Annotated in this window: 12 protein-coding genes; 5 read left to right on the forward strand and 7 right to left on the reverse strand. The window is 45.6% G+C overall.

The window, feature by feature from the left end:
* Positions 1 to 293 precede the first annotated feature (293 nt).
* Together AC6I8U_RS21020 and AC6I8U_RS21025 are read left to right on the forward strand one after the other, a co-directional pair.
* On the forward strand, positions 294 to 1,217 hold the full coding sequence (locus AC6I8U_RS21020; protein ID WP_128648159.1) for a polyprenyl-phosphate transporter: 924 nt from the start codon (positions 294 to 296) through the stop codon (positions 1,215 to 1,217).
* A gap of 116 nt (positions 1,218 to 1,333) precedes the next feature.
* Positions 1,334 to 2,808, forward strand: a protein-coding gene (locus AC6I8U_RS21025; protein WP_498016671.1) for an IS1182 family transposase whose coding sequence is annotated in 2 segments (ribosomal slippage) — positions 1,334 to 2,756 and positions 2,756 to 2,808 — 1,476 coding nt in all. Because the reading frame shifts where the segments join, the coding sequence is not laid out codon by codon here.
* 82 nt (positions 2,809 to 2,890) lie between these two features.
* Here AC6I8U_RS21025 and AC6I8U_RS21030 read toward each other — a convergent pair.
* The 4 genes from AC6I8U_RS21030 to AC6I8U_RS21045 all read right to left on the reverse strand — a co-directional run bounded on the left by AC6I8U_RS21030 (position 2,891) and on the right by AC6I8U_RS21045 (position 6,180).
* Complete coding sequence (locus AC6I8U_RS21030) at positions 2,891 to 4,015, reverse strand: porin (RefSeq protein ID WP_498018394.1); 1,125 nt, start codon at positions 4,013 to 4,015, stop codon at positions 2,891 to 2,893.
* Positions 4,016 to 4,017: 2 nt separating this feature from the next.
* Positions 4,018 to 4,503, reverse strand: coding sequence for a hypothetical protein (locus AC6I8U_RS21035; RefSeq protein ID WP_498018395.1), 486 nt, complete (start codon positions 4,501 to 4,503; stop codon positions 4,018 to 4,020).
* A gap of 79 nt (positions 4,504 to 4,582) precedes the next feature.
* Positions 4,583 to 5,692: a porin gene (locus AC6I8U_RS21040; RefSeq protein WP_498018396.1), complete on the reverse strand. Its 1,110-nt coding sequence runs from the start codon at positions 5,690 to 5,692 to the stop codon at positions 4,583 to 4,585.
* On the reverse strand, positions 5,692 to 6,180 hold the full coding sequence (locus tag AC6I8U_RS21045) for a hypothetical protein (protein ID WP_498018397.1): 489 nt from the start codon (positions 6,178 to 6,180) through the stop codon (positions 5,692 to 5,694). Before AC6I8U_RS21045 ends, AC6I8U_RS21040 begins: the two co-directional genes overlap by 1 nt.
* A gap of 93 nt (positions 6,181 to 6,273) precedes the next feature.
* On the opposite strand from AC6I8U_RS21045, the gene AC6I8U_RS21050 reads away from it, so the two are divergent.
* The 3 genes from AC6I8U_RS21050 (at position 6,274) to AC6I8U_RS21060 (ending at position 11,783) form a co-directional block, all read left to right on the forward strand.
* A complete protein-coding gene (locus AC6I8U_RS21050) occupies positions 6,274 to 9,033 on the forward strand; it encodes a hybrid sensor histidine kinase/response regulator (protein ID WP_498018398.1) in 2,760 nt (919 codons plus the stop codon).
* 98 nt (positions 9,034 to 9,131) lie between these two features.
* Positions 9,132 to 9,836, forward strand: a complete 705-nt coding sequence (locus tag AC6I8U_RS21055; protein WP_498018399.1) for a DUF445 domain-containing protein — start codon at positions 9,132 to 9,134, stop codon at positions 9,834 to 9,836.
* Positions 9,837 to 10,037: 201 nt separating this feature from the next.
* Positions 10,038 to 11,783: a methyl-accepting chemotaxis protein gene (locus AC6I8U_RS21060; protein ID WP_498018400.1), complete on the forward strand. Its 1,746-nt coding sequence runs from the start codon at positions 10,038 to 10,040 to the stop codon at positions 11,781 to 11,783.
* 49 nt (positions 11,784 to 11,832) lie between these two features.
* On the opposite strand, the gene AC6I8U_RS21065 is transcribed toward AC6I8U_RS21060, so the two are convergent.
* The 3 genes from AC6I8U_RS21065 to AC6I8U_RS21075 form a co-directional block, all read right to left on the reverse strand.
* Positions 11,833 to 12,684: an SIR2 family NAD-dependent protein deacylase gene (locus tag AC6I8U_RS21065; RefSeq protein WP_498018401.1), complete on the reverse strand. Its 852-nt coding sequence runs from the start codon at positions 12,682 to 12,684 to the stop codon at positions 11,833 to 11,835.
* Complete coding sequence (locus AC6I8U_RS21070; RefSeq protein WP_498018402.1) at positions 12,663 to 13,565, reverse strand: protein-ADP-ribose hydrolase; 903 nt, start codon at positions 13,563 to 13,565, stop codon at positions 12,663 to 12,665. Before AC6I8U_RS21070 ends, AC6I8U_RS21065 begins: the two co-directional genes overlap by 22 nt.
* Positions 13,566 to 13,640: 75 nt before the next feature.
* Entirely contained in the window at positions 13,641 to 14,498 is an 858-nt protein-coding gene (locus AC6I8U_RS21075; protein WP_498018403.1) for a nuclear transport factor 2 family protein, read from the reverse strand.
* Positions 14,499 to 14,546 lie beyond the last annotated feature (48 nt).

Here is a 14,546-nt window from a genome sequence, read left to right on the forward strand (position 1 = left end):
TTGCTGCCTTATTGATGTAGGGATACTTTGACGAGCTTGTATGAAGGTTTCGTGTCCGTTCCTTTGCAGATTTGCAACATAGTGGTATCTACCACCACTTATCTAGACAAGATACAGGCGTTGGTTTTACTGGGCTTTCGGGGTGTTATGGGAAGAAGAGTTTGGACTTATATAGATTGGGAATTCATATTAATTTGACGCACTTATCGGCACTTACCATGGCAATTTCTCTAGTGCACTAAATTACGCATGCATATATACTCTGCTCCAACTTTTTAAACCAAGAAGAAACCATGAAGAACTATCTGACTACATTCTTAAAAGGAATGGCGATGGGTGCAGCCGACGTTGTACCTGGCGTATCGGGAGGTACGATCGCCTTTATTACTGGTATTTACGATACCTTGCTAGAAAGTATCCGACGCGTTAACCCTAGCCTGTTCGGTATTTGGAAACGTGAAGGCTTCAAAGCGGCGTTTGACCATATCAATGGCTTTTTCCTTATCGCGCTGTTTGGTGGCATCCTGACGTCGATTCTTTCACTTGCGAAGTTCATCTCTTGGGCGCTAGAAACCCACCCAGTACCGGTATGGTCGTTCTTCTTTGGTCTGATCATGGTGTCTGTTTATCACATGATTAAACAAGTTGAGCAAAAGACACTATCGCGCTTTATCGTGCTGCTTATCGGTGCGGTGTTTGCTTACAGCATCACAGTACTTAAGCCACTTCAGATGGACCCAACCAGCCTAAACATCTTCTTTGCTGGCTGTATCGCTATCTGTGCAATGATTCTTCCTGGTATTTCAGGTAGCTTCATTCTGCTTCTTCTAGGTATGTACACACCTGTTTTGGGCGCAGTGAAAGGTCTACAAATTGATGTTATGGCTCTTTTTGCGACAGGCTGCTTGGTTGGCTTGCTGTCGTTCTCACACGTACTTTCATGGCTGCTAAAGCGCTTCCGCGATTTCGCATTGGTGTTCTTAACAGGTCTGATGCTAGGCACGCTTCCAAAGCTATGGCCATGGAAAGAGACCATCTCATGGCGCACTAACTCAAAAGGTGAACAGGTTCCTCTTATCCAAGAAAACCTATCACCATTCAACTTTGAGTCTGTGACAGGTCAGCCTTCACAACTCGCTATTGCCGTTGTTTTGATGCTGGCGGCAATTGGTCTAGTACTAGCGCTGGAAAAAGTTGCGGAGAAAGGTGAGAAATAATCTTACTGACTCGAAAGAAAAGGCTCACTAAGTGAGCCTTCAGACTGCTGACAAAGGTCTAGCTATTGAGCTAGACCTTTGATCTAATAGGAGTATCGAAATATGGATACTCTGACATGCTCCAAGAACCCTCTCCACAACAGTACGAACTCGAAATGGTGACGATGGAACAACTGGTTCCCAAAGACCATCTTGTACGCAAAATTGATTCTGCTATCGACTTTGAGTTCATTCGTGACGAAGTTGCCCACCTCTACTGCAAAGACAATGGCCGACCGCCTGTAGACCCTGTCCGCTTATTCAAAATTATCCTACTGGGCTACATCTTCGGCGTAAAAAGTGAGCGTCAACTTGTCAAAGAAATCGAAGTGAATGTCGCGTATCGTTGGTTCCTACGCATGTCTCTCACCGAAAAAGTCATCCATGCTTCGACACTCAGCCAAAACCGTATCCGCCGCTTTAATGGTACGGATGTCTTCGAACGTATCTTTATTAACATCGTTCAACAAGCCATGGCGAAAGGCTTAGTCGCTGGACAAGAGCTTTTTACTGACAGCACTCACCTCAAAGCAAACGCGAACAAAAACAAGTACACCAATAAACAAACGGCGGTTCGAGCTAGTGCCTATTTAGACATGTTAGATGAAGACGTGGTACTAGACCGAGAAAAAGAAGGAAAGAAACCGCTAAAAGAACGACCTTCTGAGCAGAAGACCAAGAATACGAAGAGCAGTACGACTGACCCAGAAAGTGGCTTCATGACCCGCGACAACAAGCCGCAAGGGTTCTTCTATCTCGACCACCGCACGGTCGATGGTCAGCATGGCATCATCGTTGATACCCACGCGACCGCGGGGAATATCAATGACTCCCAACCTTATATCCACCGCCTCGACTACACACTTGAACAGTTTAATCTCAATCCTATCGCCGTTGGCCTTGATGCCGGTTACTTCACTGCCCCTGTCGCAGAATCCCTTGAGCGCAGAGGGATACTTGGTGTGTTCGGCTATCGCCGACCATCACGAACAAAGAATGCCTTCAAGAAGAAGCACTTCATCTATAACAAAGAAAAAGACAGCTATCGTTGCCCTAACGGACAAGAACTTATTTACAAGACAACATCACGCGACGCTTATCGAGAGTATCACTCAGACCCTAAAGAATGCGTGTTCTGCCCAATGCGTGATGAATGTACTCAAAGTAAAAACATGAAGAAGGTCGTTACAAGGCATATCTATACGGAGGCCATGGATAGAGCGAACATGATGCGAGTCTCCGCTTATGGAAAGAAGACCTACAGGCGTAGAAGTGAAACGGTAGAAAGAAGCTTCGCCGATGCAAAACAGCATCACGGTCATCGTTATGCTCGCTTCCGTGGCCTAGCCAAGGTACAGATGCAGTGCTGGTTGGCGGCAACTGCTCAAAACATCAAAAAGATAGCGTTGGTGGTGAACTATCTGCGTAAACTCGGCCTAAATCGAAGTGAAATATCGCAAATCCTCGCTAATGTACGCCAACTTAAGAACACTAACGCCCCACAGGTTACTTGACAAAAAATATCGCGATCGCGACCTACGGTCGCTCATAAAAAAGAACCCCACTTTAAAAAGTGGGGTTCGTCATCAATCTGAAGGCTCACTAAGTGAGCCTTTTTTAGTTTTAAGCGGCGCTTAGAATACGAAGTTAACCATGATGGTGTACATATTAGCGTCGGTGTCTGTTCCAGGTGAGTCTATGAATGGACCGCTATTTGTATCGCCATTATCATCAATGCCAAAGCTCTCAAATCTCTGCCATTCTGCGTTGATTGATACGTTGTATAAAACATCATACCTCAGACCAAGCGTCCAACTATCCCCTGTTTTTCCTTTGTAAGAGTTCCCTTCCGAAGCATCGCGATATGTCTGGCCATATACAACGTATGGGGTAAATTTCTGCACTCGATAAGCAGCACTGCCGTACCAAGAAGAGCCTAAATCATTCTTTTGCCCTTCAGCAGTTAACTTCAACTGCCCAAAGTCATACTCGCCTCCTAGAGAGTAAAGCTTGATATTTTGGTCTGGAGCAAGTGTCTCACTGTACGGAATGACAAACCCTCCAGATCCCGGAACTTCAAAATTGGAAAGCTTAGTTGTCTGGTCAAAGTTTGAGTCGAGGAAAGCAAAATTCACTCTGAAGTTATCGCCCAATAGCTGCGCATTTACCCCCCACATGTTTTTGGTTTCAAACTCCAATGCTATGTTGGGATTTAACTCAACTTCGTTGGTATCCTTGAAGCCAGCAAATGGTGTCAGGGATAACTGTAGCTCGTCCGTCAGGCTATAGTTCCAGATAACGCTAGCGCCGTTGTAAGCGGTCACACCCAAAATACTGTTGTATACCTCTTCATTAGGTCTTGCTGCGGTATAAGCATGTCCAACATAGTAATACTCAGATGCGAGGAAGACAGGAAGGCGAAGTCGTCCTGCACGCACCTCAAAGTCACCGATGGAGTACCCCAAATAAGCCCACTCTAGTTGCGGCTCACTCCAATGGTCTTGAGGTCGTTTAACGATCTGCACTGAGGCTTTGAATGCCTCATAAAAATAGTCTAGCTGTACCCCAAACGTGGTGTCACAATCAAAACAGTCTTCATCTCGAATATTTCGATTGACGAGTAGCGGGGTTTCATTGTCGCTGCGAGCCCAAGACGTCGAACCAAAACCACTGATAGAGAAATTGTCGGTTATATCAATTGCTGCCGTTACTGATGTTGATGCCACTGCTAAGCTCATTGCAAGAAGTTGTTTTTTCATTGTTATTTCTCCTTACTCACTACGTACAGGACCTTGGCTTCACTCGGCACTTCATTTAGAGGCGCATAACCTATCCTGTTGGGTTTCTCGATTAACCAAGCAATGAGCGTATTCACGTTGGCATTCCCTATTTCTTTTGGTGGGCGTGCTTTCCCAGAGAAGGACAAGCTCGCCCAATACGCATTCATTTGCGCGACGTCTTTGCCGAGAAGAGATTGGTAAAATTCTGAACGTTCTGTCGACGTTTCGGGCCAATCGGAGAGCTCGATTCGTTTACCTTGGAGCGACTTGGCTTTACCACGGTAAAGCATGCGCGCTTTGCTTCGTGTCAACTCATCAAACTCTTGGTTGAGGGTAAATACCGCATATTCAGTTGCCGCAAAGGCTCTACTGTCTGGAGGAATCACAACAAGACCTATCAATAGCACGGTCAGAATAGACAAGGTGCGGCAAGGTCGAGCAAGCCATCCGGCTTTGAATTTCAACATCGTAACCTCTTCATTCAAAATCCTTTTTTAGTAAGAGATAATTTAGTACTGGGGATGTGAGTTTCTACTTTATTCCACGTTAGAAGACGAAATTAACCATTAATGTAAACACGTTGGCAGTGTTGTCCTCTAATCTTTGAGATGAGATCGTCTTCTCAGGAGCAAACGCCCCTGAGCCATCGTTGAGCACTTTGACATATTGATACTCTGCGTTAATGGAAACGTTGTTCAAAACGTCATAGCGAACGCCCAACGTAGTCGTCATGTTAGAGCGCTTATCTTGCTGATAGAGCTGACCATAAGCGACATAAGGTGTGAATGGCGCTAATCGATAACTCAGCATGCTATACCAATCCATGCGTCGAGATTCGGTTTTTTGAAACTCAAACGTAGCTTTGAGCATACCAAATTCATATTCTGTACCAACCGAGTATAGTTTTACCCTATTCTCATCGGTTTCATTTATTGGGAAAGATATCTCATATGGAGGGAAAGGAATATCCGCAAAGCCTGTACCCCTTGATGTCACATCAAACTTTCCGTCCATTACAGAAAAGTTCCAGCGGTAAAAATCACCAAGTAACTGAGCGTTGATTCCATAGAGTCTTTGCGTCTCAAACTCCAGCTCAAAAGTCGGACTAAACGTCACGCTGTTTTTATCATCAAAGCCAACATAAGGCGTTACCGTAAGCTGGATGTCATCGCCAATATACGTGTTCCACGTTGCCGCTATTCCGTTGTACCCAGTGATACCCAGAAAAGCGCCATACACTTCGGTTGGAAGTCGTGCCAGTGTATAAGCCTGCCCGACATAAAAGTATTCTGACGCAAGGTAAAGCGGTAGCCTCTGACGCCCCGCTCTGATATCGAAATTATCGAACTCATATCCAACATAAGCCCACTCCAACGAAGGGTTACTCCAATGGTCTTGAGGGCGCTTAACCCCTTGAACAGAGGCTTTGAATCCATTGTTGTAGTAATCAAGTTGCAAACCGAACGTGGTATCACAGTCAAAGCAATTTTCATCTTTGATAAACCGATTGATAAATAGTGGTGTGTCATTGTCTGAACGGGCCCAAGAAGTAGAACCAAAGCCACTAAAAGAGAGCGTATCGGTCAATTCGATAACAGCATGAACAGGAGCACTTAGTATGGTGGCAGTTAAGATAATTGGAAGCTTGTTCATCATTATTTGCCTCCCTCAACCACGTACAAAACATTGACGTTATCCGGCAGGGCGCTCAAAGGGGCATACCCTATTCGCTCTGGTTTTTGACTTAACCATTGAATAAGCTCATCAATATTTGCGGAGTTGATTTCTTTTGGAGGGCGCGCTTTTCCCGAGAATGAAAGACTTGCCCAGTAGGCATTCATCTGAGCGACATCTTTACCGAGCAAAGACTTATAAAAGGTCGCTCTCTCTGCGGAATTTTCCGGCCAGTCCGAGAGTTCAATTCGCTCACCTTGGAGAGATTTTGTTTTACCTCGATAGAGCATTCTTGCTTTACTGCGGCTGAGTTCGTCAAAACTCTCGTTCATCGAAAAGATGGCGTAGTCATCTGCTGCTTTCGCGGCCTGCGTAAAAAGCAAGCTACATACACACATCAAGCTGATCGTAATCAAGCTGATGATATTCACCAATTTTCTGTATTCCTGCCGACTGCGCGTTTTAGTCATTATTATTACACTCTAGAGGATTCCTTTCCTAAACTACCGATAGATTAGTTTACAAGCAGTGATGTTCAAGAATATTTGTCAGGAATGGGCTATATGGATGTGTTAAACAAGATGTCGATCAAAACTCGAATCATTTTAATGGCGGTTTTGCCCTTGATCGTGATTTTAGTCTTTTCTGCTTGGGAAGCGTTCCGAACGCAGAGAAACCTGCAGCAGATGTCGGTACTTTCTCATCAATCACAAGCACTTGGCTTTTTAGGAAAGTATAGCGCTATCCTCCATAACGCACGCTTAGAGAAGCTACAGCGAACGTTCGACGGTAACAAAAATGTCATATTTCCTAAATTAGATGAATGTCTCGATAAATTACAGCTTGTACTCAACGAAGCTTATTATTTAACAGATATAGATACCGTCCAAAATACGCTTAATGAACTTCGAGAAGCACAATCAGAAATAGAATTTGTTGAAGATATCGAAGAGCTTGAAGAGTGGAGCTCTTGGGTCGAAGAATTAATTACAGCGCTGATTGCCAAGCTTGAAAGCGTCAAAGTCGATACAGGTTCACGCTCCATTGAATCTCACTTGAGTGCATTGTTCACCCTAGAATGGATACGCTTCTGGGCAACCGAAGAAAACTGGCTCATTCATTTGGATATCTATGAAGGGCACGGAGTGCATCATCAACATCATGAAGAAAGCCACGAAGCACTAGGTACTCTATTTGAGAGGCAGCAGTACCTCATTGACCGGTTTTTGAATATCAACGCCGATGCCTCTCAGGTGAGCTTGCTCCTGAAAACCTTCTCTGATGAGTCATTTATTAAGAGCATTCAATTTCGTGATCGCGTATTAAATGACGAACACGCAAAGCCCAAACTTCCAGAAATTGTTGCTGGCGTCGAGGCTCTCGACCGTCGCTTGGAGTTAATTCAGCAAGCAACAGAACAAATCAATAAACAGCTTTCTAATGAAATGAGCATGGGCATCCGTGCTCTTGAAACTCGATTGTGGCTCACCATAGGTATCACCTTATCCGTGATGCTAGCACTGCTTATTCTCAGCTTTAACATCGCTCGTCGCATCATCTTTTTCCTAAACAATACGTTAGAGACATTTGAGAAGATTGAAAAACATGACGGTGATAATGTACTGGCTTCTACCGAAGGGCACGATGAGTTTAGCCGTTTTGGCGGGCAAATGAATCGTCTAATAGAAGAGCGACGTGAGAACGAACGTCGAATGGTGGCGGCGAAAGAAGAAGCCGAGCGCGCCAATGTCGCGAAAAGCTCATTCTTAGCGAACATGTCCCACGAAATACGTACCCCATTAAACGGCATCATAGGTATGTCTGGGATCTTATCGGATTCCCAACTCGATCCCGTACAGCGAGACTACCTCAACACCATAGAAACCTCATCACAGACCCTGCTGATCTTGATCAACGATATCTTAGACATCTCCAAGATCGAGTCGGGTAACCTGCTCATCTCACTGCATAGCTCAAACTTACGTGAGATCGCCTATGACACGCTCGCCATCGTAATGTCGAAAGCCAAAGAAAAAGATCTCGATCTTCAAGTGCGCTTCACCCGTGGCATGCCACATATGCTGATTATCGATGATCACCGTCTACGCCAGATCTTAATGAACCTCATGTCTAATGCCGTCAAGTTTACCAGCAAAGGTCATGTGGGCATCAGCATCGATGTTGAGCATATTGGCGGGGAGCGATGTGCGCTAACGATAGCTATCGAGGACACGGGGATTGGTATTGATAAAGAGAAACAAGATTCAATATTCAAGCCCTTTACTCAAGAGGACAGCTCGGTCACCCGTCAGTTCGGCGGAACCGGTTTAGGATTGGCGATTTCCTCTCAACTGGTAGAGCTTATGGGGGGGCACATAGAGATCGACTCAGAAAAAGGCAAAGGCAGCCGCTTCTTCTTCACTATAGAGTCAGGCATTGCTCAGGAGAAAGCTCCGACATCACCAAAGTTGAGTCAAACGCAATTTGTAGTCATCACCAATCAACAAGGATTCGCGCAATCGGTAACCGATGAGCTCACCCACTTCGGATTACAGCACCAAGTGATGCACTCGCAGTATAGTGAAATAACGGATGTTACAAGCAACAGCATCATCATCTATTGTATGAGTGATAGCCAAAGTGCTCGTACTGAGTTGATGAAACTTGGCGTCACTTGGTCTTCAACTCCTATTGTTCTAATTCAGCCACAAAATGCAGCCGCAGGTGACTATCAGGGGCTGATTGCTGGATTAGTCACCTACCCACTACTCGGTGCTCGATTAATTGACGCCCTATCTAATGCGCCAAAACAGCACCAAGCGCTGGGTAAAACGAGAGAGCCTAAGCTCGAAGTGGTTGGCAACGGCGATCCAGCAGAACAGATCAGGGTCAAGCCGACACAACCGACACTGCAAGAGATGGCAAAAAGTCCCGATAACCAATCCATCTTGCTGGTAGAAGATAATCTGGTAAACCAGAAGGTGGCCTCGCTACTGCTCAAGAAGTCAGGCTATAACGTAGACATTGCCAACAACGGGCAAGAAGCCTTGAACTATTTGTGCGATGACAGCAATTACTATCACGTGGTACTGATGGATTGTATGATGCCAGTGAAGGACGGTTTTACCGCCTCAGAAGAGTTTCGACTGTATGAAGAGCAGTACAACAAGGCACGAACGCCAATTATCGCTCTTACGGCTAGCGTGCTCGATGACGACATCCAGCGCTGTACCGACAGTGGAATGGACGATTACGTCTCCAAGCCCTTCAACAAGTCCGTGCTGCTAGAGAAAATCAAAACCATTAGAGAGCTGCCAGAGTAGCGCCCAAGCCTTGTATGACGGTTCGATTGAACATGAGGCTTTTTATGCGCTGACTTTTTCTCTAAAATCAGCGCAACGTTTTCTATCAAGATTGAACCATGAACAAAAGCTTCATTACCAATTTCATCGCACTTGCGCTACTTGGCGCGGGTTATCAACTGGACAATAGCCTACTGCTATACGCGGGTCTTTTCGCGTTCTCCGGCGCCGTTACTAACTGGCTCGCAATCCACATGCTGTTTGAGAAGGTGCCTGGACTATATGGCTCCGGAGTCATCCCGGCTCGCTTTGAAGATTTCAAACTGGCTATCAAGAACCTCATGATGGAGCAGTTTTTTACCAGCGAGAACATCGACCGTTTTCTTAACAAGGAAATGAGCTCAGGCATCAACATCGATCTAGAACCAGTGCTAGAGAAAGTCGACTTTAACCCTGCTTTTGACTCTTTGGTTGAGGTCATCGAGAACTCTCAATTTGGCGGTATGCTCGCCATGCTTGGTGGCTCAGAGGCACTACAGCCAATGAAACAGCCATTCGTCGAGAAAATGCAGCAAGCCGTCATCGATATTAGCCAAAGTGACTCGGTCAAACAGGCGCTGATTGAGCAACTTGAATCTCCTGCTATGCTGGATGAGGTGAAGAGCAATGTGGAAGCAATTATCGACCAACGCCTGAGTGAGCTGACACCAAAGCTAGTAAAAGAGATTGTTCAGAAGATGATTAAAGAGCACCTTGGCTGGCTTGTCGTCTGGGGCGGCGTATTTGGTGGTGTGATTGGGATTCTTTCTTCGTTGGTGATGTAGAAACTCCAAGCAAGCGCTTCAACGTAAAAAGTTCGACTTAGTAATAAGTCGAACTTTTTTTTAGATGATATAAACTCATATCCAGGATCACATAATGCAACATAAGTTGACATAAAATCATAACTATAACCCTCATCACTTTATCTCGCTGTCTAAATTATTACCATATTCGTCAATGACTTCTGTAAAGAGACGAACAAAATGAAGGACCTTTCGTTCAAACTAAAACTCTATTCCATTGTTGTAGCCATTATCTTCATCACCATTGGCACCAGTTACGTCGCCGCCAACTATTTTATCGAATCCTACATCGAGCGAACGGGTACGCAATCGACTCAAGACAAACTCGAGCTCCTTAACCAAGGTGTTGCAGACAAACTCAATTTTAGTTTCCAACAAGCCAGATCGCTCAACGTAAGTTTTTTGGATGTATCAGGTATTGTTAAAAATACTGAGTTCGAGAACATCGTCAAAGCGACGTCCTCAGATTTTGCGTTTGATAAAAATGGAATATTGGAAGACAAATCGGTTGTCGCAAATTTAATGAACTTATTGTCCCAGTCAAATGGAGAAGCGGTTGCTAATCAGGTTATCGTCCAAGATAGCAAACAGCTACTCGAGATCATTGTTCCGGACACCTCGCGCGGAGAGATCACCATTTTTTATCTCGATCTCTCCTTTATCACCCAACCCCTTGCTCAAACCACGGGGCATGGTGACTACATCTCACTGACTGATGCTGCCGGCAAAAACATCTTTAAAAACGTCACCAGCGGCGATCATCTTGAATTTACCTCTACATTACCCGTATTGAACAACCAATGGTCATTGACAGCTTATCTTGATCGTGCGGTGACTGAAGCAAATGCCGCAAGTATCAGCACCCAAATAACACAAGCATTGCTAATAGCTGCGATAGTTATCATTCCACTCAGCATGACTATTATCGCTTTCTTACTCAAACCCATTAGCTCACTGCAGAATGTGGTGCGCGATCTCGCAACGGGTAAAGGTGACCTCACACAGCGATTACAAGTGAACTCGCAGGATGAGTTTGGTAAAATTTCCAAAGATATCAACACTTTCATTGCTCAATTACAAACCCTAGTAGGGAGTGTCATACAATCTTGTAATACGACTAGCGGCTCGATTTTGCACTTAGAGCAACAAACGAAGCAGAACCAGACCTTATTCCAAGCTCACCAGACCGAGATGGATCAAATCGTTACCTCGATACATCAAATGAGCGCCTCGGCGGATACTGTATCGAGTGACGCCTCTCAAGCCTCCGCGCACACTGAAACCGCAAATGAAGCAAGCGCCAACTCCAAAGTTATTGTTCAAGAGGCTATTTCGAGTCTTCAAGCCTTAGTCGCTGAGGTTGAAAACACCTCTGATGCCGTCATTGCGATGAGTAAAGACACACAAAAGATTGGCGACACCCTAGAAGTCATTGGCGATATAGCAGAGCAAACCAACTTATTAGCGCTGAATGCAGCTATAGAAGCAGCGCGAGCCGGGGAACAAGGACGAGGCTTTGCTGTAGTTGCTGACGAGGTACGTGCTCTTGCTTCTCGAACTAGACAAAGCACCGCTGAGATTAACGATATGTTAGCGAAACTGCACTCAGGTAATGAGGCGGTCGTGGCAAGCATGGAGTCGACAAAACATCGTTGTAAGCTCTATGAAGATCAAACAAGTAACGTCACTCAATCACTCGATTCTATGATGGAATTCACGGTGGACATCAATACATTGGTAGCGCAAATTGCCTCTTCTGCCAAAGAACAAAGTACCGTGTCGGAAGAGATTAATAAGAACATGGTCGCAATTCAGGAAATGGTGCGTTCCCTCGCACAAAACGGCGATGTGGCAATGGATAATGCATATGAGTTAAAAGGACGCAATCAAGAGCTGCTAGACACTGTTAAGCAGTTTAAAGTGTAACCTTGAGACAATATTATTGAGGGCACTTAACGTGCCCACAATATTACCTTTAGATAGCACCTGATAAATCACGGACAAACTCTGCAATTTCACCTCGAACACACATCGCTTTCGACTCTATCTCTCTTGGCACCGCATCATGCTCGAGATTAACTCTAACCAAATAAGCCTCGGCTATAGCTATTGTCAGCTTCTCCATCGGTATTCGAATCACCGTCGGCGTGTTAAATCCAGATCCCAAGTCTAAAAGCACAACCTTTTTGCTAGAGACATCATTTAACCAAGTCATCAAACTCAGGTGATCTTTCTGGTGCTCTTCATCGATAAAAGAGCCATCAATCCGAGCATGGATGAACATATGACTCCCGCAATTTGGACACTTGGGGATCCCACGTTCGTCGGTAAGTACCTGTTCGTCTCTGTCATAATAGGGCTTCATCGCCTCTAAGAAGGGCGCAATATCCCATACCTGCTGGCTACATGGCACCGTGCATTGTATTTTTCCATAATCCCCCTGTGGCGTGTACAGGCGAGACTTATCAAAGCCATTCTTGTAAAACAGCCCATCGACATTGGATGTCATCACAAAGTAGTCTTTGTCTTTCACCAAATCATAAAGCCGTTGGTACAACGGGTTATGCTGCTGACCAAAATAGACATACTCAAGATGCGCCTTGTAGTATCCCCATTGCTCAAGCTGCGTCCAATATGGGTATCCCATCAATTGATACTGCGCGGTAAATCCTTTCTTCACCCACCCGGGAAACACTTCCGTAAACCGCTGCTCATCAAGATAGTTAATGCCAGCGGCCGCTGTAAGCCCTGCCCCTGATCCTATCAACACGGCATCGGCTTGGGCAAGTTTTTCCGCAATCCGCTTCATTTTATCCACTGCTGACATACAAACTCCTCCAAAAGGCTTTGGTAAACCGCGTAATCTCGGTCGCTGAACACATTAAACACCACGCTATTAAGCTTGTTGGGATTGGCTTTTATCCATTCCACTGTCTCTTGAATCGCAATTGGTGTGGCCTGGTCAATAGGGTAGCCATACACACCAGTTGAAATTGAGCACAGCGCAAGAGAGTCAATACCTGACACCTTTTGCGAGATATCTAATACAGAGCGATAAGAGGAGGCAAGCGTCGCTCGGTCGGCTTCTTGCACTATCCCAGAAACCACTGGGCCTACTGTATGTATCACATAGCGCGCTGGCAGATGATAACCACGGGTGATCTTCGCCTGTCCGGCGGCTTCATCGTGCCCTTGGATCTCCATAATGGTGTTGCAATCTCTTCGCAACTGAACACCCGCTCGACTATGTATCGCGTTATCAATGCATTTATGTCCCGGTTGAAAACACCCAAGCATCTGATGATTGGCTGCATTCACGATGGCATCCACTTCCAACGTCGTAATATCGCCCTTCCATAGGACAATCTTGGTGTTGCCAACAGTCAAAAACGGCATCGCCAACGTTGACTCGATTGAGGTCATCTCTCGCTGCTGTTTTTCTGCCATAAGCAAAGTATCAAGTGCCGCTGCGCCTCTAGGGCTCAGTGCATTCGGCGCTAATAGGGTAATTGCGGCATCAATCCATTGTCGCTGCCGATTGACATCACAATCTGCACGTTCCGGTGCCCCTATTGCTGTCAACGCAGGCTCAAGCTCGCGCCAGAGCATTTCCCTTGCCTCGTTCTCATCAAGCGCCATAGGCATTACTTGATATGGCGTATTAAGCTCGATAGCCGATGCGTAGTCTTCTACATTTATCATTTTCATCACGGCTCCAACTGAGTTTTAAGAAATAAAAAGGGTCACTGCGATAGTGCCCCTCCTTGGAACGATTCGGTGTGTTTATTGGAAACCAAACTTACCGTTGTCATTTTTCCATTCAGATTTTGGCGGAATCACTTCAATGGTGTCCCAATGCTCAACGATTTTTCCATTGTCGACGCGGAACAGGTCGTAAAATGCCACGTGTTGATTCATGAACTTGCCCTCACTGACGGAAAGCACAAAGTTGCCTTCACCAATAATCAAGTGGTTCGCGTCGTAAACCATCGGCATACCCGCTTCAGCCAGCGCCTTCATCGCAACGCCTAATCCACTTAAACCATCGGCAACGGCGGTGTTGTGTTGAATGTAATCAGAATCTTTGTCACCGATAAACATGCCAATCTTCGACATGTCGCCCCCCATAAGAATGGTTTTCACAAAGTCCGTGACTAAGGCTTTGTTAGCATCGTTTTTATCTAGGTCTGTGATTTCAGTTGCGCCATCAAACTGGGTTCGACCACTTGGATTGGGCTTGGCCACCTCTTGTAGGTTATCCCAGTGCTCAACGATCAGACCATCTTCAAAGCGGAAGATGTCAAAACCGGCTTTAGGACCAAAGAAATTGTATTCCGTGTGTAGCGCTACATAATCACCGTCTTGAATAGTACGAATCACATTCGCTTTCGCGCTGCCTTCGGGAAGCTGCTGCGGCACTTCACCAAAGCCTGCCAGTCCATCAGCCACGCCCAAGTTATGTTGCGTGTAATTTTCAGGATTGATATAGCCGATAGCACTTTGATCGCCAGTCTCAATGCTAGAAATGACGGCGATGGCCTTTTCGCGATTGGTCATTTCTTCTGCGTTTGCAATCGCAGTAACAGATAGGGCGGAAGCGGCTACAGCAGTCGTAGCGAATAGACGAGTAAGCTTGTTCATATTGTTTTCCTCTTGTTGGCTCGGAAACAATAATAGGAACAAGCTCGA

The organism is Vibrio sp. KUL80 (genome assembly GCF_059725495.1).

Excerpts from the sequence above, each read along its gene's own strand:
- AC6I8U_RS21020 (WP_128648159.1), top strand. The coding sequence starts at position 294 with ATGAAGAACTATCTGACTACATTCTTAAAAGGAATGGCGATGGGTGCA.
- AC6I8U_RS21030 (WP_498018394.1), bottom strand. The coding sequence starts at position 4,015 with ATGAAAAAACAACTTCTTGCAATGAGCTTAGCAGTGGCATCAACATCA.
- AC6I8U_RS21035 (WP_498018395.1), bottom strand. The coding sequence starts at position 4,503 with ATGTTGAAATTCAAAGCCGGATGGCTTGCTCGACCTTGCCGCACCTTG.
- AC6I8U_RS21040 (WP_498018396.1), bottom strand. The coding sequence starts at position 5,692 with ATGATGAACAAGCTTCCAATTATCTTAACTGCCACCATACTAAGTGCT.
- AC6I8U_RS21045 (WP_498018397.1), bottom strand. The coding sequence starts at position 6,180 with ATGACTAAAACGCGCAGTCGGCAGGAATACAGAAAATTGGTGAATATC.
- AC6I8U_RS21050 (WP_498018398.1), top strand. The coding sequence starts at position 6,274 with ATGGATGTGTTAAACAAGATGTCGATCAAAACTCGAATCATTTTAATG.
- AC6I8U_RS21055 (WP_498018399.1), top strand. The coding sequence starts at position 9,132 with ATGAACAAAAGCTTCATTACCAATTTCATCGCACTTGCGCTACTTGGC.
- AC6I8U_RS21060 (WP_498018400.1), top strand. The coding sequence starts at position 10,038 with ATGAAGGACCTTTCGTTCAAACTAAAACTCTATTCCATTGTTGTAGCC.
- AC6I8U_RS21065 (WP_498018401.1), bottom strand. The coding sequence starts at position 12,684 with ATGTCAGCAGTGGATAAAATGAAGCGGATTGCGGAAAAACTTGCCCAA.
- AC6I8U_RS21070 (WP_498018402.1), bottom strand. The coding sequence starts at position 13,565 with ATGAAAATGATAAATGTAGAAGACTACGCATCGGCTATCGAGCTTAAT.
- AC6I8U_RS21075 (WP_498018403.1), bottom strand. The coding sequence starts at position 14,498 with ATGAACAAGCTTACTCGTCTATTCGCTACGACTGCTGTAGCCGCTTCC.